This window comes from Streptomyces sp. NPDC051684, from assembly GCF_044453445.1.
Lineage (GTDB): Bacteria > Actinomycetota > Actinomycetes > Streptomycetales > Streptomycetaceae > Streptomyces.
Window position 1 is genome coordinate 71,781 of sequence record NZ_JBITCS010000017.1, and the last position, 25,877, is coordinate 97,657.

General features: G+C 71.0%; 25 protein-coding genes and 1 pseudogene. 14 read left to right on the forward strand and 12 right to left on the reverse strand.

The annotated features are described in order from the left end of the window. Positions 1-27 precede the first annotated feature (27 nt). Together ACIA8D_RS21430 and ACIA8D_RS21435 are read right to left on the reverse strand one after the other, a co-directional pair. Positions 28-555: an OsmC family protein gene (locus ACIA8D_RS21430; protein WP_399234383.1), complete on the reverse strand. Its 528-nt coding sequence runs from the start codon at positions 553-555 to the stop codon at positions 28-30. Positions 556-802: 247 nt separating this feature from the next. After that, a complete protein-coding gene (locus ACIA8D_RS21435; RefSeq protein ID WP_399234385.1) occupies positions 803-1,297 on the reverse strand; it encodes a hypothetical protein in 495 nt (164 codons plus the stop codon). A gap of 179 nt (positions 1,298-1,476) precedes the next feature. Here ACIA8D_RS21435 and ACIA8D_RS21440 point away from each other — a divergent pair, with 179 nt between their 5' ends. From ACIA8D_RS21440 to pgm, 5 genes and pseudogenes are all read left to right on the forward strand, one after another. After that, positions 1,477-5,790, forward strand: coding sequence for a discoidin domain-containing protein (locus ACIA8D_RS21440; RefSeq protein WP_399234387.1), 4,314 nt, complete (start codon positions 1,477-1,479; stop codon positions 5,788-5,790). Between the two features lie 20 nt (positions 5,791-5,810). Beyond that, a pseudogene (locus ACIA8D_RS21445) lies at positions 5,811-6,158 on the forward strand (hypothetical protein); the annotation flags it as partial. Between the two features lie 178 nt (positions 6,159-6,336). Continuing rightward, positions 6,337-7,371: an aldo/keto reductase gene (locus ACIA8D_RS21450; RefSeq protein ID WP_399234389.1), complete on the forward strand. Its 1,035-nt coding sequence runs from the start codon at positions 6,337-6,339 to the stop codon at positions 7,369-7,371. Between the two features lie 62 nt (positions 7,372-7,433). Continuing rightward, positions 7,434-8,174 (forward strand): Clp protease N-terminal domain-containing protein, encoded by a 741-nt coding sequence (locus ACIA8D_RS21455; RefSeq protein ID WP_399234391.1) that lies wholly within the window; start codon positions 7,434-7,436, stop codon positions 8,172-8,174. A gap of 88 nt (positions 8,175-8,262) precedes the next feature. Then, positions 8,263-9,888 (forward strand): phosphoglucomutase (alpha-D-glucose-1,6-bisphosphate-dependent), encoded by a 1,626-nt coding sequence (gene pgm, locus ACIA8D_RS21460; protein WP_399234393.1) that lies wholly within the window; start codon positions 8,263-8,265, stop codon positions 9,886-9,888. Here the strand turns inward: pgm and ACIA8D_RS21465 are convergent. Both ACIA8D_RS21465 and ACIA8D_RS21470 read right to left on the reverse strand, forming a co-directional pair. After that, positions 9,881-10,570, reverse strand: a complete 690-nt coding sequence (locus tag ACIA8D_RS21465; protein ID WP_399234396.1) for a phosphonatase-like hydrolase — start codon at positions 10,568-10,570, stop codon at positions 9,881-9,883. The two genes, pgm and ACIA8D_RS21465, sit on opposite strands and share 8 nt — an antisense overlap. Then, positions 10,567-11,355 (reverse strand): GntR family transcriptional regulator, encoded by a 789-nt coding sequence (locus ACIA8D_RS21470; protein WP_399234398.1) that lies wholly within the window; start codon positions 11,353-11,355, stop codon positions 10,567-10,569. Before ACIA8D_RS21470 ends, ACIA8D_RS21465 begins: the two co-directional genes overlap by 4 nt. A 127-nt stretch (positions 11,356-11,482) precedes the next feature. Between ACIA8D_RS21470 and ACIA8D_RS21475 the strand changes: the two genes are divergently transcribed. The 3 genes from ACIA8D_RS21475 to ACIA8D_RS21485 all read left to right on the forward strand — a co-directional run bounded on the left by ACIA8D_RS21475 (position 11,483) and on the right by ACIA8D_RS21485 (position 15,292). Beyond that, positions 11,483-12,670 carry a TIGR03364 family FAD-dependent oxidoreductase gene (locus ACIA8D_RS21475; RefSeq protein ID WP_399234400.1) on the forward strand — a complete coding sequence of 396 codons (1,188 nt, stop codon included), beginning with the start codon at positions 11,483-11,485 and terminating at the stop codon, positions 12,668-12,670. Positions 12,671-12,932: 262 nt separating this feature from the next. Next, the gene (gene asnB / locus ACIA8D_RS21480) at positions 12,933-14,774 is read left to right on the forward strand and encodes an asparagine synthase (glutamine-hydrolyzing) (RefSeq protein ID WP_399234402.1); all 1,842 of its coding nucleotides are present in this window, start codon (positions 12,933-12,935) and stop codon (positions 14,772-14,774) included. Positions 14,775-14,902: 128 nt separating this feature from the next. Beyond that, positions 14,903-15,292 (forward strand): VOC family protein, encoded by a 390-nt coding sequence (locus ACIA8D_RS21485; RefSeq protein ID WP_399234404.1) that lies wholly within the window; start codon positions 14,903-14,905, stop codon positions 15,290-15,292. Positions 15,293-15,354: 62 nt separating this feature from the next. Here the strand turns inward: ACIA8D_RS21485 and ACIA8D_RS21490 are convergent, their stop codons facing one another. From ACIA8D_RS21490 to ACIA8D_RS21500, 3 genes are all read right to left on the reverse strand, one after another. Next, complete coding sequence (locus tag ACIA8D_RS21490; RefSeq protein WP_399234406.1) at positions 15,355-15,699, reverse strand: VOC family protein; 345 nt, start codon at positions 15,697-15,699, stop codon at positions 15,355-15,357. 107 nt (positions 15,700-15,806) lie between these two features. Beyond that, on the reverse strand, positions 15,807-16,043 hold the full coding sequence (locus ACIA8D_RS21495) for a hypothetical protein (protein WP_399234408.1): 237 nt from the start codon (positions 16,041-16,043) through the stop codon (positions 15,807-15,809). 74 nt (positions 16,044-16,117) lie between these two features. Then, on the reverse strand, positions 16,118-16,654 hold the full coding sequence (locus tag ACIA8D_RS21500; protein WP_399234410.1) for an SRPBCC domain-containing protein: 537 nt from the start codon (positions 16,652-16,654) through the stop codon (positions 16,118-16,120). 147 nt (positions 16,655-16,801) lie between these two features. Here ACIA8D_RS21500 and ACIA8D_RS21505 point away from each other — a divergent pair, with 147 nt between their 5' ends. Together ACIA8D_RS21505 and ACIA8D_RS21510 are read left to right on the forward strand one after the other, a co-directional pair. Beyond that, complete coding sequence (locus ACIA8D_RS21505; RefSeq protein ID WP_399234412.1) at positions 16,802-17,773, forward strand: glutathione S-transferase family protein; 972 nt, start codon at positions 16,802-16,804, stop codon at positions 17,771-17,773. 37 nt (positions 17,774-17,810) lie between these two features. After that, positions 17,811-18,959 carry a dihydrofolate reductase family protein gene (locus ACIA8D_RS21510; RefSeq protein WP_399234414.1) on the forward strand — a complete coding sequence of 383 codons (1,149 nt, stop codon included), beginning with the start codon at positions 17,811-17,813 and terminating at the stop codon, positions 18,957-18,959. On the opposite strand, the gene ACIA8D_RS21515 is transcribed toward ACIA8D_RS21510, so the two are convergent. Beyond that, complete coding sequence (locus ACIA8D_RS21515) at positions 18,873-19,832, reverse strand: DMT family transporter (protein WP_399234416.1); 960 nt, start codon at positions 19,830-19,832, stop codon at positions 18,873-18,875. The genes ACIA8D_RS21510 and ACIA8D_RS21515 overlap by 87 nt on opposite strands. 107 nt (positions 19,833-19,939) lie before the next feature. Between ACIA8D_RS21515 and ACIA8D_RS21520 the strand changes: the two genes are divergently transcribed. Genes ACIA8D_RS21520 through ACIA8D_RS21530 form a run of 3 tightly spaced genes read left to right on the forward strand, consistent with a single transcriptional unit; the run spans position 19,940 to position 21,721 of the window. Next, positions 19,940-20,560 (forward strand): TetR/AcrR family transcriptional regulator, encoded by a 621-nt coding sequence (locus ACIA8D_RS21520; protein ID WP_399234419.1) that lies wholly within the window; start codon positions 19,940-19,942, stop codon positions 20,558-20,560. Then, positions 20,557-20,994, forward strand: a complete 438-nt coding sequence (locus ACIA8D_RS21525; RefSeq protein ID WP_399234421.1) for a protein phosphatase — start codon at positions 20,557-20,559, stop codon at positions 20,992-20,994. Before ACIA8D_RS21520 ends, ACIA8D_RS21525 begins: the two co-directional genes overlap by 4 nt. Positions 20,995-21,052: 58 nt before the next feature. Then, positions 21,053-21,721 carry a DUF4230 domain-containing protein gene (locus ACIA8D_RS21530; protein ID WP_399234423.1) on the forward strand — a complete coding sequence of 223 codons (669 nt, stop codon included), beginning with the start codon at positions 21,053-21,055 and terminating at the stop codon, positions 21,719-21,721. Between the two features lie 7 nt (positions 21,722-21,728). On the opposite strand, the gene ACIA8D_RS21535 is transcribed toward ACIA8D_RS21530, so the two are convergent. The 4 genes from ACIA8D_RS21535 to ACIA8D_RS21550 form a co-directional block, all read right to left on the reverse strand. Continuing rightward, positions 21,729-22,469 carry an alpha/beta hydrolase gene (locus ACIA8D_RS21535; protein ID WP_399234425.1) on the reverse strand — a complete coding sequence of 247 codons (741 nt, stop codon included), beginning with the start codon at positions 22,467-22,469 and terminating at the stop codon, positions 21,729-21,731. Positions 22,470-22,608: 139 nt separating this feature from the next. Continuing rightward, positions 22,609-23,484: a PhzF family phenazine biosynthesis protein gene (locus tag ACIA8D_RS21540; RefSeq protein WP_399234427.1), complete on the reverse strand. Its 876-nt coding sequence runs from the start codon at positions 23,482-23,484 to the stop codon at positions 22,609-22,611. Between the two features lie 84 nt (positions 23,485-23,568). Further along, positions 23,569-23,940, reverse strand: coding sequence for a hypothetical protein (locus ACIA8D_RS21545; protein WP_399234429.1), 372 nt, complete (start codon positions 23,938-23,940; stop codon positions 23,569-23,571). Positions 23,941-24,035: 95 nt separating this feature from the next. Then, positions 24,036-24,839 (reverse strand): putative protein N(5)-glutamine methyltransferase, encoded by an 804-nt coding sequence (locus ACIA8D_RS21550; protein ID WP_399234431.1) that lies wholly within the window; start codon positions 24,837-24,839, stop codon positions 24,036-24,038. 274 nt (positions 24,840-25,113) lie between these two features. Here ACIA8D_RS21550 and ACIA8D_RS21555 point away from each other — a divergent pair, with 274 nt between their 5' ends. Next, positions 25,114-25,839: a 2OG-Fe(II) oxygenase gene (locus tag ACIA8D_RS21555; RefSeq protein WP_399234433.1), complete on the forward strand. Its 726-nt coding sequence runs from the start codon at positions 25,114-25,116 to the stop codon at positions 25,837-25,839. Positions 25,840-25,877: the final 38 nt, after the last annotated feature.

Here is a 25,877-nt window from a genome sequence, read left to right on the forward strand (position 1 = left end):
GCACACCGCCACCGGCTCCCCGTCGTGTCAGCCGCCCATGAAGAGCATCGTGCCGTCGGGGCCCAGTGCCTCGACGCGCGCACCGTGTTCGACGGTGCGGCTGACCGTGCAGTACTTCTCGTGGGTCAGCCGGATACCGCGTTCGAGCGCCTCCGCGGCGGCCGGGTCCCCCTCCGGCAGGTCGATCTCGTAGGAGACACGGACGGAACCGACCCGTCCGTCGTCCTCCGGCCGCGACGCGGACTCGACGGTGATGCGCAGCGCGTCGTGCGGCACGGTGCGGGCCGTGCGGTCCACGACGAGGCCGCCGCAGCCGCCGAGCGCGGCGAGGAGGAGTTCCACGGGGGTGAAGGAGGGCTGGGCGCCCTCGCTGTCGGCGGGGGCGATGCGGACCTCGGCGCCGCGGTCGTTGCGCGCGGTCCAGTCGCGGTCGCCGTTGCGGACGGTTTCGATGCGGTAGTCGGCCATGCCGGAACCGTAACCAGCGGCGAGCTCCGCGCCCCGCAGCGGCCCCGGGGTGTCGGGGCGGCGGGGCGGGGAGTCCGCGTGCCCCACGCCCGCGGACTCCCCGATGGTGCTCCCTCCCCTGGCGGCCGCTGCCCGAGTGTGCGGCCGCCGTGCCGCAGAGTCTGCCGGGGACGGGCGCGGACTTCATCCCGCACCCCCGGATTTCGGTAACTTCACGTGTTGAATCAGTGGCGAGAAGTTACGGGGATGTGGCGTCGGATCCCGTACATACGGCGGGAGTCGGGGCGCGGACCCGGCCGTCTGGCGTGATCCCTTCGCCTCAAGTACGGCCGGATCACCGTGCCTGCGCGGGCCCCTCCAGGCGCTCCCCGCACCTGGCGCAGAACAGCGCGCCGGCGTCGTCGGCGGCGCGGCCGCACGCCGCGCACACACGCGGTAGCAGACAGGGCGCCTCGCCGCCCTCGGTCGTGACCTGCGGTTCGGCACGGCGGATGGTCATACCGGGCCGCCTGCGGTGCGCCGTGAGGTAGACGAGCCCGTCCTCGCCCGCGCTGACCGCGCGCCGCTCGCCGCGCGGCACGAACGCGAGCGTGCCGGGCGCGAGCCCTTCGTGCTCGCCCGCCCGGTGCAGCGTGCCGTGGCCCTCCACGACGACGAGCAGCACGTCGAGTTCTGTCTCCACGTATCCGTCGCCGCCTCCGCCCGGTCGCAGGCGGACGACGTTGGCGTCGAGTTGGCGGGCCGCGCCGTCGAGCCGCCAGAGGGCGCCGGTCGCCTCCGGCGCGGCGGCGCTCAGTACGTCGGCGAGGGTGACGTGGGCTGCGGGCATCGGACTGGCTCCCGTGACGTGGTGCGTCGGATCGTGGCGGTTCGAGTCTCCCTCACCGCAACTCTCTCTGTTCAAACAGTGGACTCAGCTACATGCCTCTGCAATTCTCCAACAACTGAACGCAAGAACTTGATGCACGTCCTTCAATTCGCTCACAACGGCGCATGGACAGGAGAGGCATGTTCGGACAGTGCGTGTTCAGATCCAAGGGGAGACGGGGGTGGCGGGGAGCCGCGGCGGGGTTCCTCGTCCTCACTCTGGCGCTCCTCGGCCTGCCCGCCGTGACCGCGCAGGCCGCGGGCGGGCCCAACCTCGCGGCGGGGGCGCAGACCAGGGCGAGCAGCGCGAAAACGGGGTACGGGTCGGGGAACGTCTCGGACGGCAACCCCTCGACGTACTGGGAGAGTTCGGGCGCCGACCGGCCGCAGTGGGCACAGGTGGACCTCGGTTCCACGGCCCGCGTCGACGAGGTGACGCTGCGCCTGCCGGCCGCGTGGGAGAGCCGGACGCAGACGCTCTCGGTGCAGGGCAGCACGGACGGCACGACGTTCGACACGCTCAAGCCCTCGGCGCCGTACACGTTCTCGCCCGGCACCAGCAACACGGTGAACATCCCCTTCCCCGCCACGCAGACCAAGTACGTGCGGATCGTCGTCACCGCCAACACCGGCTGGAAGGCGGCCCAGTTGGCGGATCTTGAGGTGCACGGGGCCGCCGACTCGTCGGTCAACCTGGCGCGCGGCAAGACGTTCACGGCCGACTCCGTCACGCAGGCGTACGCGGCCGCCAACGCGGGCGACGGCGACCCGTCGAGCTACTGGGAGAGCAAGAACGACGCACTCCCCCAGTGGATCCAGGTGGACCTCGGCGCCTCGGTGCGGGTGAACCGGGTGGTGCTGCGCCTGCCGCCGTCCTGGGAGCCCCGGACGCAGACGCTCGCGGTCAAGGGCAGCACCAACGGCTCGGACTTCACCGATCTGGCGGCGTCGAAGGCGTACGAGTTCAGCGCGGCCGACGGACAGCGGCAGGACATCACGTTCGACGCGGTGACCACGCGCTACGTTCGCGTCCTGGTGACGGCCAACACGCGTCCACCAGCGGGACAGCTCGGTGAGTTGGAGGTGTACGGGCCGACGACCGGCGACACCGAGGCACCGACGGCGCCCGGGGACCTCGCCTACAAGGAGCCCTCGACCGGCCGGATCGAGCTGACATGGAAGGCATCCACGGACGACACGAAGGTCATCGGCTACGACGTCTACGCGGACGGGCAGCTGCGCGCCTCGGTCGACGGTGACACCCTCACGTACACGGACACCCAGCCCGCGTCGGCCACGCTCACGTACTATGTGCGCGCCAAGGACGCGGCGGGCAACCAGTCGGCGAACAGCAACTCCGTCACCCGCAAGGGCGATTCGGGTGACACGCAGGCACCCACCGCTCCCGGCGGCCTCTCCTTCACCGAGGGGACGACGGGCCAGGTCAAGCTCGACTGGCGGGCCTCGACGGACAACGTGAAGGTGACCGGCTACGACATCTACGCGAACGACAAGCTTCTCAAGTCCGTCCCTGGTGACACCACTTCGTACACCGACACCCAGCCGGCATCGGCGACGGTGACGTACCACGTGCGCGCCAAGGACGCGGCGGGCAACCAGTCGGCGAACAGCAACTCCGTGACCCGCAACGGCTCGACCACCGAGACCGCGAATCTGGCGGTCGGCAAGCCGGTGTCCGCGTCGTCGTCCGTGTACACGTACGTCGCGGACAACGCGGTGGACGACGACACCAGCACGTACTGGGAGGGCGCCCCGGGCTCGTACCCGAACACCCTGACCGTGAAGCTGGGCGCCAACGCGGACGTCTCCTCGCTCGCCCTGAAGCTGAGCCCGGACGCGGCATGGTCGGCCCGCACACAGAGGATCGAGGTGCTCGGGCGCGAGCAGCAGGCGTCGGAGTTCACGCGGCTGGCCGAACCGAAGGAGTACCGCTTCGATCCGGCGGGCGGCAACAAGGTGACGGTGCCGTTGACCGCGCGCGTCGCGGACGTCCGGCTCGTCTTCACCGCCAACTCGGGCGGATCGGCGGGCCAGTTGGCGGAGTTCCAAGTCCTCGGCGAGCCGGCCCCGAACCCGGACCTGGTGGTCACGGGCATCACGTCGAAGCCCGAGGCGCCGGTCGAGTCCGACAAGGTCAGCCTGTCGGCGACGGTACGCAATGCAGGCACGGAGGCCGCCGACGCCACCGACATCGACTTCGAGCTCGGTTCGAAGAAGGTGGGTACGGGTTCGGTGGGCGCGCTCGCCGCCGGTGCGTCCGCCACGGTCAGCGCGGACATCGGCGCGCACGAGGCGGGCTCGTACCAGGTCGGCGCGGTGGTCGACGCGAGCCGTCTTGTCGTGGAGCGCGACGAGGCCAACAACCACTACACCAGCCCGACGAACCTGGTCGTAAAGCCGGTGACGAGTGCGGACCTGGTGGCCTCCCCCGTGGCGTGGTCCCCGAGCGCACCCACGGAGGGCGACACGGTCGACTTCTCGGTCGCCCTGAAGAACCAGGGCAACCAGTCGAGCGCGAGCGGCGGGCACGACATCACGCTCACCGTCACGGACTCCGGCGGGAATGTCGTCAAGACACTCAACGGTTCCCACGACGGTGCGATCGCGGCCGGTGACACCACGCCGCCCGTGAAGCTGGGCACCTGGACGGCGGGCAAGGGCAAGTTCACGGTGAAGACGGTGATCGCCGACGACGCGAACGAACTCGCGGTCAAGCGCGCCAACAACACGTCCACGCAGCCCCTGTTCGTGGGGCGCGGCGCGAGCATGCCGTACGACACGTACGAGGCGGAGGACGGCACGGTCGGCGGCGGCGCGAAGGTCGTCGGCCCGAACCGGACCGTCGGCGATGTTGCCGGCGAGGCCTCGGGCCGCAAGGCGGTCACGCTCGAATCGACCGGCAGCTACGTCGAGTTCACCACGAAGGCGCCGACGAACACGCTCGTCACGCGCTTCTCCATGCCGGACGCGGCGGGCGGCGGGGGCAGGAACTCCACGCTGAACGTGTACGTGGACGGCAGGTTCCTGAAGGCCGTCGACCTGACGTCGAAGTACGCGTGGCTGTACGGCTCGGAGACCGGTCCGGGCAACTCCCCCGGCGCCGGCGCACCCCGGCACGTCTACGACGAGGCGAGCCTGCTGCTCGGCACGACGGGCCCCCAGGGCAGCAGGATCCGCCTGCAGAAGGACACCGCGAACGACTCCACGTATGCGATCGACTTCATCAACCTGGAGGAGTCGAAGGAGCTCCCCAACCCGGACCCGGCGGCGTACGCGGTGCCGAACGGGTTCTCGCACCAGGCGGTGCAGGACGCGCTCGACAAGGTGCGGATGGACACGAGCGGCAAGCTCGTCGGGGTCTATCTGCCGGCCGGTGACTACGAGACGTCGAACAAGTTCCAGGTGTACGGGAAGGCGGTGAAGGTGGTCGGCGCGGGCCCATGGTTCACGCGCTTCCACACACCGTCCTCGCAGGAGAACACGGACGCGGGCTTCCGGGCCGAGGCGAGTGCCAACGGATCGACGTTCGCGCACTTCTCCTTCTTCGGGAACTACACGTCGCGGATCGACGGCCCTGGCAAGGTCTTCGACTTCTCGAACGTCGCCGACATCACCATCGACGACATCTGGAACGAGCACACGGTGTGCCTGTACTGGGGCGCCAACACCGACCGGATCACCATCAAGAACTCCCGGATCCGGGACACCTTCGCCGACGGCGTCAACATGACCAACGGATCCACGGACAACCACGTGGTGAACAACGAGTCGCGGGCCACCGGCGACGACAGCTTCGCGCTGTTCTCGGCGATCGACGCGGGCGGCGCCGACGAGAAGGACAACGTGTACGAGAACCTGACCTCGCTGCTGACGTGGCGGGCGGCGGGCATCGCCGTGTACGGCGGCTACGACAACACGTTCCGCAACATCCTCATCGCCGACACCCTCGTCTACTCCGGAGTCACCATCAGCTCCCTCGACTTCGGCTACCCGATGAACGGCTTCGGCACGGCGCCGACGACGCTGGAGAACACCTCGATCGTCCGCTCCGGCGGCCACTTCTGGGGTGGGCAGACCTTCCCCGGGATCTGGATGTTCTCGGCGTCGAAGGTGTTCCAGGGAATCCGGGTCAAGGACGTCGACATCGTCGACCCGACGTACAGCGGCATCATGTTCCAGACCAACTACGTGGGAGGACAGCCCCAGTACCCCATCAAGGACACGATCCTCACGGACGTGACGATCTCCGGCGCCCGCAAGAGCGGTGACGCCTACGACGCGAAGTCCGGCTTCGGCCTGTGGGCGAACGAGATGCCCGAGGCGGGGCAGGGCCCGGCGGTCGGCGAAGTCATCTTCCACAACCTGAAGTTGAGCGACAACGCGGTGGACGTCCGCAATACGACATCCACGTTCACGATAAATTCGCTGCCGTAGACGATCGGCACCGCAGCAGGATGGGGTGGCCGGGCCCGCCCGCCCGGCCACCCCTTCACGTCGCGGGCGCGCGGTCCGGTGGGGCGGGAATCGGCGGGCGCTCCGGCGTGCTCGACGTCGGGGGCGTTCCCGTGTTCGTGAAGCGGGTTCCGCTCACCGAGCGGGAGTTGCGGCCGGAACACCTGCGCTCGACCGCGAATCTCTTCGGGCTGCCCGGCTTCTGCCAGTAAGGCGTCGACTCGTCCGGGTTCGGCGCGTGGCGGGAACTCGCGATGCACGTGATGACCACGAACTGGGTGCTCTCCGGCGCCCACGACGGGTTTCCTCTGACGTACCACTGGCGGATCCTGCCGGACACGCCGGCGCTCGCGGTGTTCGACGGGTTCTTCGAGCGCCTGCTGAGCGAGAGCAAGCGGACGGCGTACCCGGCCGAGGACATCGCGGAGACGCGAACCTAAAGGGACCATGGTTCCATTATCGCCGACGCCCTGCTAGTGTTCTGGCACGCCCTAACGGGACTGGCAAACCATTAGCAGGGAGAGCGTCATGGAGTACCGACAGTTGGGGACGTCCGGCCTGAAGGTTCCGGCGTTGAGCTTCGGGGCCGGGACCTTCGGCGGGCGCGGACCCCTGTTCTCCGCCCGGGGCACCGCCGGAGTCGACGAGGCACGGCGGATGGTCGACATGAGCCTGGACCACGGGGTCACCCTGTTCGACACCGCCGACGTCTACTCGGACGGAGCCTCCGAGGAAGTGCTCGGCGCCGCCCTCAAGGGTCGGCGCGACCAGGCGCTCATCTCCACCAAGGCCGCACTGCCGACCGGCGAGGGGCCGTATGACGCGGGGGTGTCGCGCTCGCGGCTCATCGCGTCCGTCGATGCCGCACTGCGGCGCCTCGACACCGACCACATCGACCTCTTCCAGTTGCACGCGTACGACGCGAGCACCCCGGTCGAGGAGGTCCTGGCCACGCTCGACGACCTGGTCCGGGCGGGCAAGATCCGCTACACCGGCGTCTCCAACTACGCGGGCTGGCAGCTGATGAAGGGGCTCGCCGAGGCGGAGAAGCACGGGCGGCCGCGGTTCGCCGCGCACCAGGTGTACTACTCGCTCGTCGGCCGGGACTACGAGTGGGAGTTGATGCCGCTCGCCAAGGAGGAGGGCGTCGGCGCCGTGGTGTGGAGCCCGCTCGGCTGGGGGCGGCTCACCGGGAAGATCCGGCGCGGGCGGCCGCTGCCCGCCGACAGCCGGCTCCATCAGACCGCGCAGTTCGGGCCGCCGATCGAGGACGAACACCTGTACCGGGTACTGGACGCGCTCGACGAGATCACAGAGGAGACCGGGAGGGCGATCCCGCAGATCGCCATCAACTGGCTGCTGCGCCGGCCCACGGTCTCCACGGTGCTGATCGGCGCCCGCAACGAGGAGCAACTGACGCAGAACCTGGGCGCCATCGGCTGGGAGCTCACGCCGGAGCAGATCGCGAAGCTGGACGCGGCGAGCGAGACCAAGACCCCGTATCCGTACTACCCATACCGGACCCAGGACGGGTTCCGGCAGCTGAATCCGCCACTGGTGTGAGCCACCCACAAGGGTGTCAACGTCGGGTTGACGCTGCGGGAGTGTCAACCTACGGTTGCATCATGACCAATTCCGGCGGCACCCCGTCCGTTCGCCTCGACGACCTCATCGACGCCATCAAGAAGTCGAACACCGACGCGCTCGACCAGCTCCAGAACGCCGTCATCGCGGCGGACCACCTCGGCGACATCGCCGACCATCTGATCGGCCACTTCGTCGACCAGGCCCGCCGCTCCGGCGCCTCCTGGACCGACATCGGCAAGAGCATGGGAGTCACCCGCCAGGCCGCGCAGAAGCGCTTCGTGGCCAAGGGTTCCGAGTCCGACCTCGACCCCAGCCAGGGCTTCAACCGCTACACCGACCGCGCCCGCAACGTGATCGTCTCCGCGCAGAACGAGGCCCGCGCCGCGAGCAACCCCACCATCACCCCCGCGCACCTGGTGCTCGGCCTGCTGCACGAGCCGGAGGGCCTCGCGGCGCGGGCGATCCTCGCGCAGGACGTGCTCCTGGACACCGTTCGGCAGGCCGCGACGGCCGAACTGCCCGAGAAGGCCGAGGACATGCCGGCCCTGGTGCCGTTCGACGCGGACGCCAAGAAGGCCCTGGAGCTGACGTTCCGCGAGGCGCTGCGCCTCGGCCACAACTACGTCGGCACCGAGCACATCCTGCTCGCGCTCCTGGAGCACGAGAACGGTTCGGGGCTGCTCGCCGGCCTCGGCATCGTGAAGGACCAGGCCGAGTCCCAGGTGCTCGCGGTCCTTTCCGAGATCGTGAAGAACCAGCAGGAGTCCGGAGAGGGCTGAGCGTCCACCCGGCAAACGATCGTCCGGAACCCGTCTCCCGCCTGTGCCGCCCACTTTTCTTCATAGGCGCAGGTGGGAGACTACTTCCATGACTGCTGAGCGCTCAGGAACCCCCGCCCTGCCGGGCGATCTCATCGACGTCGACGAGCTGATCGAGGCGTACTACACGCGCGAGCCCGACGTCACGCGCCCCGAGCAGCGCGTCGTCTTCGGCACGAGCGGCCATCGCGGCTCCAGCCTCGACGGGGCCTTCAACGAGAAGCACATCGCGGCGATCACCCAGGCGATCGTCGAGCACCGCACCGCGGAGGGCATCACGGGCCCCCTCTTCATCGGCCCGGACACGCACGCCCTGTCGCACCCCGCGCTGAAGACCGCGCTCGGCGTCCTCGCGGCGCACGGCGTGCGGGTGCTGGCCGACGCGCACGAGGACTTCGTGCCGACGCCCGCGCTCAGCCACGCGATCCTGCGCTGGAACCGGGACGAGACGGCCGAGCGCGCCGACGGCATCGTGATCACCCCGAGCCACAACCCACCCCGCGACGGCGGCTTCAAGTACAACCCTCCGCACGGTGGCCCCGCCGACTCCCGGGCCACCTCATGGATCGCCGACCGCGCCAACGTGCTTCTCGAGGAACCGACTTGGGCGCCGCACACGGTCCGCGACGCCGCCTGGGAGCCGTACGACTTCCGTGAGCGCTACGTCGAGGACCTCGCGGACATCATCGACATCGACGCCATCCGCACCTCCGGTGTGCGGGTCGGCGCCGACCCGCTGGGCGGGGCGAGCGTGCACTACTGGGCGCGGATCGCCGAGAAGTACGGGCTCGACCTGACCGTGGTGAACCCGGAGACCGACCCGACATGGCGCTTCATGACGCTCGACTGGGACGGCAAGATCCGGATGGACCCGTCCTCGGCCCCCGCGATGGCCTCGGTCCTCGCACGGCGCCACGACTTCGACCTGCTGACCGGCAACGACGCGGACGCCGACCGGCACGGCATCGTCACCCCCGACGCGGGCCTGCTGAACCCGAACCACTATCTGGCCGTCGCCATCCACTACCTGTTCAGCCACCGGCCCGGGTGGTCGGCGACCGCGGCCGTCGGCAAGACGCTCGTGTCGTCGGCCGTCATCGACCGGATCGCCGCCACACTGGGCCGCGAACTCGTCGAGGTCCCCGTCGGGTTCAAGTGGTTCGTGCCGGGCCTGGTCGACGGCTCGGTGGCGTTCGGCGGCGAGGAGAGCGCCGGGGCGAGCTTCGTCCGCAAGGACGGCAGCGTGTGGACCACCGACAAGGACGGCATCCTACTCGCCCTGCTCGCCGCCGAGATCACCGCCGTCACCGGGAAGACGCCGTCGGTGTACTACGCCGAACTCGCCGCCGAGCACGGCGCGTCGGGCGCCGCGTACGCGCGCATCGACGCGAAGGCGACGAAGGAGCAGAAGGCCCGGCTCGCCAAGCTGACCGGCGACGCGATCACCGCCGACACCCTCGCGGGCGAGCCGATCACGGCCCGGCTCTCCGAGGCGCCGGGCAACGGCGCGGCCATCGGCGGCCTCAAGGTCACCACCGAGAACGCCTGGTTCGCGGCCCGGCCCAGCGGCACGGAGGACGTGTACAAGATCTACGCCGAGTCCTTCCACGGCGCCGAACACCTCGCCCAGGTGCAGAGCGAGGCGCAGGCGATCGTGGACGCGGCGCTCAGCTAGCGGGCGCCGTCTCCGGGAGGCCGGGAAGGTCGGCGACGCCGTCCAACACGTAGCTGTGCGGGTGGGCTTCGAGCTGCTCACGGGTGAGCTGCCCCGTGAGCACGCCGACCACGACGCCCGCGCCCGCGTTGAACCCGGCCTCCAGGTCGACGACCGTGTCGCCGGCCACGAGGACCTTGCGCACATCGACGGTCCCGGTCTTCTCCATGGCGCGCTGGATCATGTACGGGGCGGGGCGGCCCCGGGGCACCTCGTCGGAGGTGACGACCGCGTCGAGGTTGCCGCCCTCCTCGGTGGACCAGCCGAGCGATTCCAGCAGGGGCAGGGCCACGTCCGCGCTGAATCCGGTGGTGAGGGCGACCTTGATACCTCGGCCGCGCAGCTCCTCAAGTGCCTTGTCGGCCTGGGCGATCGGCTCCGGCGGCTGCTGCGCGTAGCTCTCACGCAGGTAGGCCCTGAACGTCTCGTACTGCTTCTCGACCAGTTCCGCGTCGGGGGCGCCGCCGCCGATGCGGACGAGGGCGGCGATGGCCTCGCGCTTGTCGGTGCCCATCCAGGTCTGCAGGTCGACCGGATCGACGCGGACACAGGTGGCCTCCACGGCGTGCCGCAGCGCGTCGTACACGGCCCCGTGCTCGTCGATGGTGGTGCCTGCCATGTCGAAGACGGCGAGATCGATCACTGGGCTTCCTCACGTGTGGTGCTGGTGTCTGTGCTGCCGCCGCGGGCCGCGACGGTGCGGCCGTCCATGGTGTTCTCGATGGTGAACGTGGCCATGGACGGCAGATAGCGGTCGTCCGCGTACTCGACGGGCCTGCCATCGACGGTGTACGCCAACCTCCGTACGCGGAGCAGGGGTTGGCCCGGATCGACACCGAGGAGTTCGGCGTCCCGGGAGTCGGCCGCGACGGCGTCGATGGTGTGCCGCGCGCGGTCCAGGTCGACGCCGCACGAGGTGAGCGCCTCGTAGACCGAGCCCTCGTCCGGGTCGACCGCGAACAGGTGCAGGCCGACGTCGAGGACGAACGTGGAGCGCTCGACCATCGCGGGCACCCCGTCGAGCCGGCGCAGCCGGACGAGGTCGACGCCAGGCGCGCCCTCGTCGAGCCCCAGGCGCGCGGCGGCCTCGGGACTCGCCCGGCGCCGGGCCACCTCGATGGTGTGCTGGCCGGGGGTCCGCCCGATCGACTCGGCCCACTGCGTGAACGACATCAGCGAGGCGAACGGCTGGGAGGGCGTGACCCTGCGCGCGACGGGCGGCTTGCCGCGGCCGCCGACCAGATGGCCGTCGGCCCGCAACTGCGCGAGCGCCTGGCGCACAGGGCCGCGCGAAGTCCCGAACTCCTCGCACAGCTGCGCCTCGCTGGGCACGGGCGCCCCTTCGGCCCACTCCCCCGCCTCGATGCGTCGCCGGAACTCGGCACCGAGCCGCTGGTACAGCGGCCCCTGCTCACTACTTGTCTTCACAAGTCGAGTTTCTCAGCCCGACGCCGAGCTGGGCAAGGGCGGCCCCGGCACACAGCTGGTAAACAATGAGGAAACTTGTATAGACAACCCTTGCGAGTGGCGGCGGGCGATCCGCAGGGTGGGTGCCATGAACAACGCATCAGCGCCATCCGCCGCTCTCCCCCGCGACCGCAGCGACCTCGTCGTGGTCGGCGCCGGCATCGTCGGCCTCGCCCACGCCTTCGAGGCGGTGCGCCGGGGGCTCAGCGTCACCGTGGTCGAGCGGGACCGGCGGCCGGTGGGCGCCTCCGTGCGCAACTTCGGCCACTGCTGCGTCACGGCGCAGCGCGGCGAACTCCTCGACCTCGCGCTGCGCTCGCGCACCGGCTGGCTGGACGCCGCCAAGTCGGCCGACCTGTGGGCGCCGGAGGCGGGCGCGCTCGTGGTGGCACGCTCGGCGACCGAGCTGGCGGTCCTGGAGGAGCTGCGCGAGGAGCGCGGCGCGGACGCGGTGCGGCTGCGCACGCGCGACCAGGTGGGCGAGGCGCTGGGCCGCTCCGCCGAGGGGCGCGCGGACCTGGTCGGCGGCGCACTGCTCCCCGCGGACCTGCGGGTCGACCCGCGCGAGGCGGCTCCGCGGCTCGCCGAGTGGCTGGCCGAGCAGCCCGGCGTGACGATCACCTGGGGCACGAACGTGGTCGGCGTGGAGTCCGGCACGGTGCACACCAGCCGCGGCCCCGTGCACGGCGACCGGGTCCTGCTCTGCGTCGGCCACGACCTGGACCGCCTGTATCCGGAGCAGGCCGAGGCGCACGGCATCGAGCGCTGCCGCCTGTCGATGGCGCGGGTGGCCGCGCCCGACGCCTTCCGGACGGACTCGGCGGTGCTGACCGCGACGTCGATGCTGCGCTACGACGGCTTCACGGCGATGCCCTCGACCGACCGCCTGCGCACCGAAGTCACCGTACACAGCCCCGAGTTGCTGGACGTGGTCGCCAACGTGATGTTCACACGGCTGCCCGACGGTACGGCCCTGGTCGGCGACTCCCACGCGTACGACGCCACCGAGATCCCCTTCCAGGACGAGGCGACGACGGAGCTGCTGCTGCGCGAGGCCTCCCGCGTCCTGGGCGTCCCCTCGGTGCGGGTGACCGAACGCTGGCAGGGCATCTACGCCAGCAGCCCTCGCGGCCCCCTGCTCGTGCGCGAGGTGGCGCCGGGCGTGCGGGCACTCTCGGTGACCTCGGGGATCGGCATGACGCTGTCGTTCGGGCTCGCGGCGGCGACCTTCGACGGGTCACTTGCTGAGACGGCGGCGGTCCCGGCACAGGATTGATCAATTCTTTGCCCGTGGCCGGATCACCCTGGTCGCCCAAGGCAACTTTTTCCAGGAGGCCCCCAGTACAAGGGATTTGCGAAGGGGATCATTCCGATTGGCGTCACGACCGGCGGCTGAAACCGCTCGGTCGGGCGCCTTCGGCGCGTTACGGGGACATTGACCGACCCCGCCGCCATGACACACGCTCGACACATAGATGCCGTGTACAACTTGTTGCCCCCGGTTGGCCACGGCCGTACGGCGAGCAGGAGGAAGCGTTATGTGTGGCATCACCGGCTGGGTTTCCTTCGACCGTGACCTGCGGGCCTCGGCCGAGACAGTGGATGCGATGACCCAGACCATGGAGTGCCGCGGTCCCGACGACCGCGGCACCTGGATCGAGGGCCCCGCGGCGCTCGGTCACCGCAGGCTCGCCATCATCGACCTGCCGGGCGGCCGGCAGCCCATGACCGTCGAGACGCCGGAAGGCAACGTCGCCCTGGTGTACTCCGGCGAGACGTACAACTACACCGAGCTGCGCGCCGAACTGGAGGGCCTCGGCCACGAGTTCCGCACGGACTCGGACACCGAGGTGGTGCTGCACGGCTACCTCGAATGGGGCGAGGACCTGCCCGGCCGCCTCAACGGCATGTACGCGTTCGCCGTCTGGGACGGCCGCACCGACAAGCTCGTCATGATCCGCGACCGGATGGGCATCAAGCCCTTCTACTTCTACGAGACGCCGGACGGCGTACTGTTCGGCTCCGAGCCCAAGGCGATCCTCGCCAACCCGAACGCCGCCCGCCGGGTCACCCTGGACGGACTGCGCGAGTTGTTCACGTTCGTGAAGACTCCGGGACATGCCGTGTGGGACGGGATGAACGAAGTCGAGCCCGGCACGGTCGTCACCGTCGACCGTACGGGGCTGCGACAGCGCGCGTACTGGACGCTGGAGACGAAGCCGCACACCGACGACCAGGAGACGACCGTCGCCAAGGTGCGCGAGCTGCTCGACGACATCGTGCGCCGCCAGCTCGTCTCGGACGTGCCGCGCTGCACGCTCCTGTCCGGCGGCCTCGACTCCTCCGCGATGACGGCGATCGCCGCCCAGCAACTGGGCGGTCAGGGCGAGACGGTGCGCAGCTTCGCCGTCGACTTCCTGGGCCAGGCCGAGAACTTCGTCGCCGACGAACTTCGCGGCACGCCGGACACGCCCTTCGTGCACGACGTGGCGCAGGCGTCGGGCACCGACCACCAGGACATCGTGCTGGACTCGAACGCGCTCGCCGACCCCGAGGTGCGCTCCCGCGTCATCCGGGCACGCGACCTTCCCGCGGGTCTCGGCGACATGGACGCCTCCCTGTACCTGCTGTTCAAGGCCATCCGCGAGCACTCGACGGTCGCCCTGTCCGGCGAGTCGGCGGACGAGGTGTTCGGCGGCTACCTCCAGTTCTTCGACGAGGAGGCCCGCACCGCGGAGGCGTTCCCGTGGCTGGTGAGCATGGGCCGGCACATCGGTGACGACTCGGACGTGATCAGGCCCGAACTCGCCAAGCGGCTCGACCTGGAGGGGTACACCGCCGACAGCTACACCGAGGCGGTGCGCGACATCGAACGCCTGGAGGGCGAGAGCGACTTCGAGTACCGGATGCGCCGCATCTGCTACCTGCACCTGACCCGCTTCGTGCGGGTCCTGCTCGACCGCAAGGACCGGGCGAGCATGGCGGTGGGCCTCGAAGTGCGTGTCCCGTTCTGCGACCACCGGCTCGTCGAGTACGTCTACAACACGCCATGGGCGCTGAAGTCGTTCGACGGGCGCGAGAAGAGCCTGCTGCGCGAGGCGACGGCGGACGTGCTGCCGACGTCCGTGTACGAGCGGGTCAAGAGCCCGTACCCGTCGACCCAGGACCCCAAGTACGCCCTCGCGCTCCAGGAGCACGCCAAGGACCTGCTCGCGAAGCCCTCGCACCGGGTCTTCGAGATCGTCGACCGGGATCGGCTCAGCGCCCTCGCCCACCGCGAGAGCCCGCAGATCATGCAGGCCTCGCGGCGCGGCCTGGAGCGCACGCTCGACCTGGCGCTCTGGATCGACATGTACGACCCGGAGCTCGTCCTGGACTGACACCGAAGCCGGAAACGTACTGGCCCCGAGCGCCGCCCCGTGGTTAGGATCCCCGGCAGCATCGCGTGTCGGTCACCGTCCGGGTGAGGCATGGAGGTGCCGGAGTTGCCTTCTGGAGGCAATCCACCATGGCAGTTCAGCTCAATCACACCATCGTTCACGCCCGGGACAACCGGGAGTCCGCCGAGTTCCTCGCGCACATCCTGGGACTCGAAGCCGGCGACACCTGGGGCCCGTTCGTCCCGCTCGACCTCAGCAACGGCGTGACCCTGGACTTCGCGACGATCCCCGCCGAGTCCATCGTCATGCAGCACTACGCCTTCCTCGTCACCGAGGAGGAGTTCGACGGGATCTTCCAGCGCATCAAGGACGCGGGGCTCACGTACTACGCGGATCCGCACGGCAAGCAGCTGGGCGAGATCAACCACAACGACGGGGGCCGTGGCGTGTACTTCATGGACCCCTCGCAGCACGGCATGGAAGTGATCACACGCCCCTACGGGAGCGGTGACCAGTAGAACGGGATCGAGTGGTGGGGCCGTGGCCTTCGGGCCCGGCCCCACCGTCGTTCCTTGAGCGCTCAGCTGTCCTGGAGCACCCCGAAGACATTGCCGTCCGCGTCCTTCAGGGAGGCGATCCGCCGGCCGGGCCCGACCTCCGTGACGTCCTGGACGACCTCGGCACCGGACTCGACCAGGGACTTGACCGTCCCCGCGATGTCGTCGACGGTCCAGTAGCCCACGGGGCCCGTCATGCCCTGCTGGTGCCCGTTCGGATTCAGGCCGAAGTGCTGTCCCGCCACGTCGTAGCCCACGTAGTAGGCCTCGTCCGAGGAGGGCTCCACGCCGAGCAGCTTGGTGTAGACGGCCTTGGCGGCGGCGAGGTCGCGGACGGGGGCGATGATCGTGTGCTGACCGCTGGTCATGGAGTACTCCTTCAATCGATACGTGGCTCTCACTGCTACGACACGCGCCACGACGGATGTGTGACGGCTTCCGCGAAAAAAATTCCGGAAGCGTTCCCCGGCCACGCTCAGCCGAAGTTCGTCAGATCCAGAAACAGGAACACCGTCCCGACGACGAACGCCGCGATGCCGAGCGCACCGAGGGCGAGCGCCGTCCGCTTGGCCGGGCGGCAGACCGCCTCGGCATCCTCCTGCCGGACCGAAGCCCCGCACGGGAGCGCCGCAAGACCGTAGGTCACCAGTCCCGCGGTACCGACCGTGAGGCCGAGTCCGAGCCACGTCACACTCGCGGACATAAAGGACATGCGTCCGATTTTGCGCCCGTTCGTGGGATCCCGCTATTCAGACGGTGACTGCGCGCGCACGCGGGGCGGGCGGCTCAGGACTCCTCGTCCAGGCCGGGCACGGGCGCTCCGGACGGGAAGCCGGCCGCCGTGTAGGCGTCGTAGAGCGCCTTCCACGGCGGCGTCGCTCCCGTGTGGTCCTCGGACAGCGGCTCGCCGCGGTCCGCCGCGTCGAGGGCCAGCAGGCAGACCTCCCAGCCCGCCGCGTTGCGCGCCGCCGCGTCCGCGCTCTGCAGCACGTTGGTGAGCGTCAGATGCGTGCCGCCGTCGCCGCGCTCCTCCAGGTCGTACTGCAGCTCGTCGCCTCCCCACGTGAACGAGAAGTGGCGCGGGGGCTCGGCCGCGACGACCGTGCCCACGGACTCCGGCATGTTCGGGTCGTCGAAGAACCGGATCGTCGCCGCCGGGCTCAGCTCGCCCGCCTCGAACTTGGACGGGAACCAGTGCGCGAGGTCCACCGGATCGGTGACGTACCGCCAGACGCGGTCGATCGGCTTCGCGTACGTGCGGGTGAACCGGACGGCGGGACGGCCGTCGTCCAGGGTGAGGTAGCTGCCGGTGGTGGTCGTCATGCCTGCGCCTTCCGTGCCATCGCGGTCAATGCCCACTGCGACCTTCTCATCGGCCGCTGACAGCCGCCTCCGGCGCGGTGGTGCGCGGGCCGTTCCTCGGGCAGGCTCGGGCGCACGGATCGTGTCAGACCCCGGAGGGAGACCCACGTGCCCGGCAACGCCTCGTACGGCAAGAAGGCATTCAAGCGGTCCCGCAGTCATTTCACCGACCGGATCACCGCCGACGGCCGCGACGGCTGGCCGGTGGAGGCGGGCCACTACCGGCTCGTCGTGAGCAAGGCCTGCCCGTGGGCGAGCCGCGCCCTGGTGGTGCGCCGGCTCCTCGGCCTGGAGGACGCGCTCTCGCTCGCGGTCACCGATCCGATCCAGGACGACCGCAGTTGGCGCTTCACGCTCGACCCCGGCGACCGCGACCCGGTGCTCGGCATCCGCTACCTCAGCGAGGCCTACGACGCGCGCGAGACCGGGTATCCGGGCGGCGTCAGCGTACCGGCGATCGTCGACGTCCCGTCCGGGAAGCTCGTCACCAACGACTTCCAGCAGCTGACGCTGGATCTGGAGACCGAGTGGACGGCGCTGCACAGGGACGGCGCGCCCGATCTGTACCCGGAGCAGCTGCGCGACGAGATCGACGAGGTGATGGACGGCATCTACCGGGACGTGAACAACGGCGTGTACCGCGCCGGGTTCGCGAGCGAGCAGGACGCCTACGAGGAGGCATACCGGGACGTGTTCGCGCGCCTCGACACGGTGTCGGAGCGGCTCGCCGGGCAGCGGTACCTCGTCGGCGACACGATCACGGAGGCGGACGTCCGGCTGTTCACGACGCTGGTCCGCTTCGACGCCGTCTACCACGGCCATTTCAAGTGCAATCGCAACAAGCTGGCCGAGGACCCGGTCCTGTGGGCGTACGCGCGCGATCTGTACCAGACGCCCGGCTTCGGGGACACGGTCGACTTCGACCACATCAAGCGGCACTACTACCAGGTGCACACCGGCATCAACCCCACGCGGATCGTGCCGCTCGGCCCTGATCCGTCCGGCTGGGAGACCCCTCATGGGCGCGAGAAGCTGGGCGGGCGCCCGTTCGGCGACGGCACACCACCCGCGTCCCGATAGGCTCTGGGCGTACGAACCACCTGGTCACGGAGTCGCCATGTCCCGCCCCCACGTGTTGTTGTCCGCCGCCGTGTCGCTCGACGGGTGCCTCGACGACACCGGTCCCGAGCGGCTGCTGCTGTCTGGCGCGGAGGACTTCGAGCGGGTGGACGCGGTGCGGGCGGCGAGCGACGCGATCCTCGTCGGGGCGGGGACGCTGCGCGCGGACCGGCCCCGGCTGCTGGTCAACTCCCCGCAGCGGCGCGCCAAGCGGTTCGACGACGGGCGGCCCGCCTACCCGTTGAAGGTGGCGGTGACGGCCTCGGGAGACCTGGACCCGGGTGACCCGTTCTGGACCACGGGCGGCGAACGGCTCGTGTATACGACGACATCCGGTGCCTCGCTCGCGCGCACGCGCGTGGGCGGCGCGGCGGACGTGGTGGAGCTCGGCCCGCACCTCGACTGGGCGGCGCTCCTCGACGACCTCGGCGCGCGCGGTGTGCGGCGGCTGCTCGTCGAGGGCGGTGCGCGCGTGCACACCCAGTTGCTGCAACTGGGGCTCGCGGACGAACTGCGGCTCGCCGTCGCCCCGTTGGTGGTCGGCGAGCCGGGCGCACCGCGCCTGCTCGGCCCCGGCTCCTACCCGGGCGGGCCGCGCAGCCGGATGCGGGTCCTTGCCACGGAGCGGGTCGGGGACGTGATCGTCACCCGGTACGCGCCGACCGTCCCCGGGACCTCGGGGGCGGCCACCGCCGCGGACCGGCACTGGCTGCGCCTCGCCTGCGAACTGGCCGCCGAGTGCCCGTCGTCGAGGACCGCGTTCAGCGTCGGCGCCGTGGTCGTCGCGGACGACGGCACGGAACTGGCGCGCGGTCACTCCCGCGAGGGCGAGGACCCGGTGGTGCACGCCGAGGAGGCCGCGCTCGGCAAGCTCGCCGCCGACGATCCGCGCCTGGCCACGGCCACCGTCTACAGCAGCCTGGAGCCGTGCGCCCACCGTGCCTCGCGTCCCAGGCCGTGCGCCCGGCTCATCGTCGACGCGGGGGTGCGCCGCGTGGTGACGGCCTGGCGGGAGCCGGACACCTTCGTGCCGGGCGCCGACGGGATCGGGCTGCTCGCCTCAGCGGGCGTCACCGTGGTGGAGGTCCCCGAGCTGGCGGACGCGGCGGTGCTCCCCAACCGCCACCTGGTCACGGCCGCTCCGTAGCGGGTACGCGCGCGTGCCGAGCCGTACGACGACAACGGCCGCGAGGCCGAGGACGAGCCCGATCGCCGTGCGGACCCCGAAGGGCTCGCCGAACATCAGCGCACCCCACACGGCGGTGACGGGCGCCATCAGGAACATCAGCGTGTTGACCTGCGTGAGGCCGCGGCGCCGCAGCACGAGCCAGTAGAGGCCGTAGCCGCCGAACGTCGACAGGCCGACGAGCCAGGCGACGGCCAGCCAGAAGGACGGCTCGGCGGGCGGCGCCGCCTCGCCGAGCGCGACGGCGAGGCCGGTGAAGACGACGGCGCTGGTGGCGCAGTGCACGGTCAGCGCGACCATCGGTTCGACCCGGGTGCGCGAGCGGCTCTCCACGAAGGTGGCCGCGACCAGTGACAGCATCCCGAGGAACGGGACCCCGTACGCCCACCAGGGCACGCCGGTGACGGCGCCCGCGTCGGCGGTGGTGACGACCACGACCCCGGCGAGGCCCAGGCACAGGCCGAGCCACTGGCGCGCGGTGACGTACTGGCGCAGCAGCGGTCCGGCGAGGGCGCCCGCGACCAGGGGCTGGGTGCCGTCGATGAGGGCGGTGGTGCCGCTGGAGACGCCGAGCTGGATGGCGGAGTAGACGGTCAGCAGATAGCCGCTCTGCGAGAGAGCGCCGACGACGACCTGCCGTCCGACGGTGCGCGCCCCGAGCCCGCGCCATCGCTCCCGGCCGGCCGCCGGCGCGACGGCGCCGAGGACCAGCGCGAGCGGCAGGAACCGCCACATGAGTGTGGTCACGGCGCTCGCGTCGCCGGCGCCGAGTTTGGCCCCGATGAAGCCGGAGCTCCAGGTCAGGACGAATCCGATGGACAGAAGGACGTTCATGGTGCGGCCACCGCCTCGCGTGATCGGGTGCAGGGAAGGGCCGTACGACCCAGGTATACAGATCGGTATACCTGACGCTACTATACAGATCGGTATACCCTGGAGTCATGCCTACGACGACGAATCCCGTCCCGCCGGCCGTCGACCCCGCTCGGCCCGACCTCACACCGGCCGCGCGCAGGGTCCTGGAGACCGCCTCGCGGCTGTTCTACGAGCGCGGCATCCACGCGGTGGGCGTGGACCTGATCGCGGCGGAGGCGGGCGTCACGAAGAAGACGCTCTACGACCGGTTCAGCTCGAAGGAGCAGATCGTCGTGGACTACCTGGCGACCCGCGACGCCCGCTGGCGCGCGTATCTCGCCCGGCACCACGAGGACGCCGAACTCTCCCCCGCCGACCGGGTGCTGGCCGTCTTCGACGCCTCCCAGGAGTGGATGCGCGACAACAGCGGCAAGGGTTGCAGCATGGTCAACGCGCACGCGGAGATCAGCGACCCGGCGCACCCCGCGTACGCGGTGATCACCGGTCAGAAGCGGTGGATGCTGGAGCTGTTCACCCGGCTTGCGAAGGACGTGGCGCCGGACTCCGCAAGGGAGTTGGGGCGTTCCCTGATGCTGCTGCACGAGGGAGCGCTGGTCTCCGACGGCCTGAACGTGTTCCCGGACGCGTTCGGGCGGGCGCGCCGGATGGCCGCGTTCCTGCTGTCGGCGGCGAAGGACGCGCGGTGACGGCGGTGACGTGGGAGGCCGGGGCGCCCGGTGTGCTGCGACTTCCCTCGGGGCGCCTCGTGCGCGGCAGAGGGCTGCGCGATCCGCTGCCGGCCGGGGCGTTGCCGACGTACGGGGTGTACCTGCTGGGGGCCGAACCCCCGCCCGTGGACTGGGAGTCGACCTGGCTGCGCTGGCCCGACTTCCGGCTCCCCGCCGACCGGGCACGCGCGCGTACCGTGCTCGCCGAGGCATGGCGGCGCTGCGCGCGGGAGCGGGTGGAACTCGCCTGCGCGGGTGGACGCGGTCGTACGGGAACGGGGCTCGCGTGTCTAGCGGTGCTGGACGGAGTCCCGGCCGACGTGGCCGTCGCCTACGTACGTGAGCACTACAGGCGTGAGGCGGTTGAGACACCGTGGCAGAAAAGGTACGTACGACGGTTCTCGGCTACCTGAAAAGGGCATGATCGGCGCCCCCCGTGGCATTTCGTAGTCATGGGAAGGAGGCCTCTCCATGACGACGAGGTCCGTACTGCCCCGGTGGGCGAGGGCCGCACGACTCCCCCTGTGGGCGAAGGCGGCGTTCGTGCTCCTCGTGGTGCTCGCGGTCGTGTTCACCGGCCTGAGCATGGTGCACCGCCTGGACGACATGTTCGGCTCCGAGACGCACGACCGCTCGGGCCCCGCGCTGCTCAAGTCCGTGCGGGATCTGAGCCGTTACGACGCCGCGGCCGGAAACTACCAGGTGGTGGTCGACCTGGACAAGGACTCCAAGTACCTGCCGGACGCCGTCCAGGGCACGCGCACGCTCTACATCGGCGCGGGCAGCGTGAACGCGTACGTGGACCTGGGCCGGCTCGGATCGGGCGATGTCCGCGTCAACGACGACCGCACGTCCGCGTCGCTGCGCCTGCCGCACGCCCGGCTCGCCGCGCCCGTGCTCGACACGGACCGCTCGTACGCCGTGGCGAAGCAGCGCGGCCTGCTCGACCGGCTCGGCGACCTCTTCTCCGACAACCCGGGCGACGAGAAGGCGGTGCGCCAACTCGCCGCCCGGCACATCGGGGAGGCCGCGCGGGACAGCCACCTCACGGGCCGCGCGGAGCGGAACACGGCCGAGATGCTGCGCGGCCTGCTGCGCTCCCTGGGATTCCGCGAGGTGAATGTCTCCTACGGGACGTGACGTGCGGCTACCGCAGATGCCGGGCGAAGAACGCGGCCGCGTCCTCCCCCGCGGACTGCGGGACGCCCGTGTGTCCGCCCATGTTGGCCAGCAGCGTCTTCTCCTTGGAGCCGAAGGCGTCGAACAGGTCGAGGGCCGCCTGCCGGTCGTTGCCCTCGTCGTCCCACTGCAGCAGGACGTGCAGCGGGATGGTGACCCGGCGGGCCTCCTCGAGGATGGCGCGGGGCACGAAGCTTCCGGCGAAGAGGCCGGCGGCCACGATCCGCGGTTCGACCACCGCGAGGCGGACACCGATGGAGATCACGCCGCCCGAGTAGGCGACCGGGCCGCCGATCTCCGGCTGGGCGAGCAGGTCGTCCAGGGCGGCCCGCCACTCGGGGACCGACTGGTCGACGAGCGGGAGGATGACGGCGTCGACGATCTCGTCGCCGACCGGCTCCCCGGCCTGGAGGACCCGGCGCAGGTCGGCGCGTGCCTGTTCGGCGGCGGGCCAACGGGGCCGGTCGCCGCACCCGGGGAGCTCGATGGTCGCGGTGGCGAAGCCCTCCGCCGCCGAGCGCCGGGCCCTGGCCACGAGTCGCGGGTACATCCTGTCCAGGCCGAGCGTGGGGTGGCCCAGCAGGATCAGCGGGACCGGCGCGGACGCCGACGCGGAGGCGGGCGTCCACAGGAAGCCGGGGATGTCGCCGAGGGTGAAGGCGCGCTCGACGACATCGTCGTCGAGGCGCTGTTCAGAAGTGAAGTGCATGGTCGTGCCTTTCGGGAGAGCTCAGATACGGCGCTCCCGGGCGACGACCTATCGCCCGACCGTGACCCTGGAGGAGAGCACCCACGTCGATTCGTTCACGGGTACCACCTCCTCGTTCTCTCGCACGGCCTTCGAAAGGTTAGCACTGGACGCGGACGGCCGCGCCGGACACCCGCACCCTGCGGTCCGCCGTGCTCAGGTCGACCTCCAGCAGGGACGGACGGCCCATGTCGTGGCCCTGGTGCAGCGTCAGGTGCGCAGCCTCGGGCACCAGGCCCAGGGCGCGGGTGTACGCGCCGAAGGCGGCGGCCGCCGCGCCCGTGGCGGCGTCCTCCACGACACCGCCGACCGGGAACGGGTCGCGCACGTGGAAGGTGGTCGCGCTCTCGCGCCACACCAGCTGCACGGTCGTCAGGTCGAGGCGGCGCATGAGGGTCAGCAGGGCGTCGAAGTCGTAGTCCAGATCGGCCAGCCGTTCGCGGGTGGCGGCGGCGAGGACCAGGTGCCGCACGCCCGCGAAGGCGATCCTCGGCGGCAGGGCGGAGTCCAGCTCGTCGGCCCGCCAGCCGAGCGCGGCGAGCGCCTCCCGCACGTCCTCGGGTGCCGCCTCGTCGACGCGCGGCTCCACGCTGGTGAGGGTGGCCTTCAGGACGCCGCCGTCGCTGGTGACGGTGACCGGGACGAGCCCCGCCGCGGTGTGGAACTCGAAGTCCCCCGTGCCGAATTGCTCGCCGAGCGCCACCGCGGCGGCGACGGTGGCGTGGCCGCAGAAGTCGACCTCCGCCTTGGGACTGAAGTACCGCAGCGTGAAGGACCGCTTGTCCTGCGAATCGGGCCCCGGCGTGAGGAACGCGGACTCCGAGTAGCCGAGGTCGGCGGCGATCGCGACCATCTCCCGCTCGCCGAGCCCGGTCGCGTCGAGCACGACACCCGCGCCGTTGCCGCCGTCGGGGCTCGTCGAGAACGCGGTGTAGTGCAGCACTTCGGCGGCCGGGGTCGGCGCGGTGTTCGTCATGGCGGCAGGGCCTTTCAGGCGGGCGGTGCTGTCCCGGGGGCGGTCGCCTGGACCAACACCCGCCGCCCCACGCCTGATTCCCGGTCAGTGCCGCGTCGTCAGCCGCATGTGCATTTCCTGTTCCTGGTCGCCGGAGGCGGCGGTCGACTCGGTCAGGGTGAACGCGGTCGCCAGCGCCGCGCACACATGGTCCAGGACCTCGTGACCGCCCTGGATGTCCGCGGTGACCGCCTCGGACAGCGGCTTCGCCTCCGAGGGCTCCGGCAGGGAGGCGGCGTCCACGGTGGTGAGCCAGACCGTGGCGTCGTCGTCGGGCCGCTCCGTGGACGTGCGGTCGGAGGGGAAGGCGGTGCACAGCACGCGCAGGACCGTGGCCGCGTCCTGTGGTGTGCAGTCGCTGAGGGCCACGCCCACCACCGTGGGGGCGAAGCCGTGGACGGGAGGCGTGTCGGTCATGGTGGCTGCTCCCTCTACGTCGCCGGTACCCGGTCCGTTGTCCGCGGGCCGATGGTCTTTGCGGGTACCGGCGACATGCCAGATGAAACCCCGCGTCAGCAGATGCGTGTACCGACGACGATCGTGGCGTACAGGTCCTCGTTCGTGACCACGCGCGCGTGCAGGCCCGCCGCGCGCACGGCCGCCTGCGCCGCGGCGGCCTGGCGTTCGCTCGTCTCCACGAAGAGGTGGCCGCCGGGCGCGAGCCAGTCCGGAGCCTCGCCCGCCACCCTGCGCAGCACGTCCAGGCCGTCGTGCCCGCCGTCGAGCGCGATGCGCCGCTCGTGCTCGCGGGCCTCGGGCGGCAGCAGCGGGACGTCTCCGGTGGGGACGTAGGGCCCGTTCGCCACCAGGGTGTCGACGTGGCCCCTGAGGTCGGTGGGCAGCGGCGCGTACAGGTCGCCCTCGTGGACCTCGCCGCCGAGCGGGGCGAGGTTGCGGCGGGCGCAGTGCACGGCCGCGGGGTCGAGGTCGGCGGCGTGCAGCCGGGCCGGGCGGCGGGCGGCCAGGACGGCGGCCACGGCGCCCGTGCCGCAGCACAGGTCGACGACGACGGCGCCGGGCTGCGTGCGGGTGAGGGCCTGGCGGGCCAGGAACTCGGTGCGGCGGCGCGGCACGAAGACGGCGGGGTCGACGGCGACCCGCAGCCCGCAGAACTCCGCCCAGCCGACGACGTGTTCCAGGGGCAGTCCGCTGGCGCGGCGCTCGACCATGGCGGCGAGTTCGGCCGCGTCGCGGGCGCTGGAGCGCAGGACGCGTGCCTCGTCCTCGGCGAAGACGCAGCCGGCGGCGCGCAGGGCCTCGACCACTGCGGCGGAATCCGTGGGAAGGGGTGAGCCGGTCGATGGGGAAAGCGGCATAAGGGGGTGGCCTCTCGGGACGCCGAAGGGGCTCCCGGTCACCGGACGGCCGAGGCCACGCTCAGCGCGAGCGGGCGGGGCGTACGGCGGGAGAAGGGAGCTCCCGACCTGACACAACGGTGATCGGACTCACCTCCTCGTTCGCTCGCGGTGCTGCACGGAGCGGCCACATTACCCCACCGAACGTGGCGTCCGATTGCCGCCAGCACACCGCGTCCCGGCCGGTGAGGCTGGTGTCGTGACCACTGCCGCCCACCTTCGGAGATGCACAGCGATGACAGGCACCACGACCGCCCCGCAGGCCCGGGTGGAGGCCCTCGACTGGGCCGCCCTCGGCGCGGAGCTCGACGCGTTCGGCCATGCCCTGACGCCGACTCCGGTGCTCACCGCCGACGAGTGCCGGTCCGTCGCCGCGCTCTACGACGACGTGCACCGGTTCCGGTCGACGATCGACATGGAGCGCTACCGGTTCGGCCGCGGCCAGTACCGCTACTTCGACCACCCGCTGCCCGAGCTCGTACGGGAGCTGCGCGCCGCGTTCTATCCGCGGCTGCTGCCCGTCGCGCGGGAGTGGGCGCGGCGCTTGAACCGGAGCGCGCCGTGGCCGGACACCCTCGACGAGTGGCTGGAGCGGTGCCACGCGGCGGGCCAGGCGCGGCCGACGCCGATCCTGCTGCGCTACGGACCAGGCGACTGGAACGCGCTGCATCGCGACATCTACGGCGAGCTGGTGTTCCCGTTGCAGGTCGTGATCGGCCTGGACGTGCCGGGCGAGGACTTCAGCGGCGGCGAGTTCCTGATGACGGAGCAGCGGGCGCGCGCCCAGTCGCGCGGCTACTCGACGCCCCTGCTCCAGGGGCACGCGCTGGTGTTCACGACGCGTGACCGTCCGGTGCGCTCGGTGCGCGGCTGGTCGAACGGCCCGATGCGACACGGTGTGAGCACGGTCCGCTCGGGTCGGCGCCGCACGCTGGGGCTCGTGCTCCACGACGCGGAATGAAGCGTGGTCCCGTGCGACGTGGTCGCGTGAAAACGTGG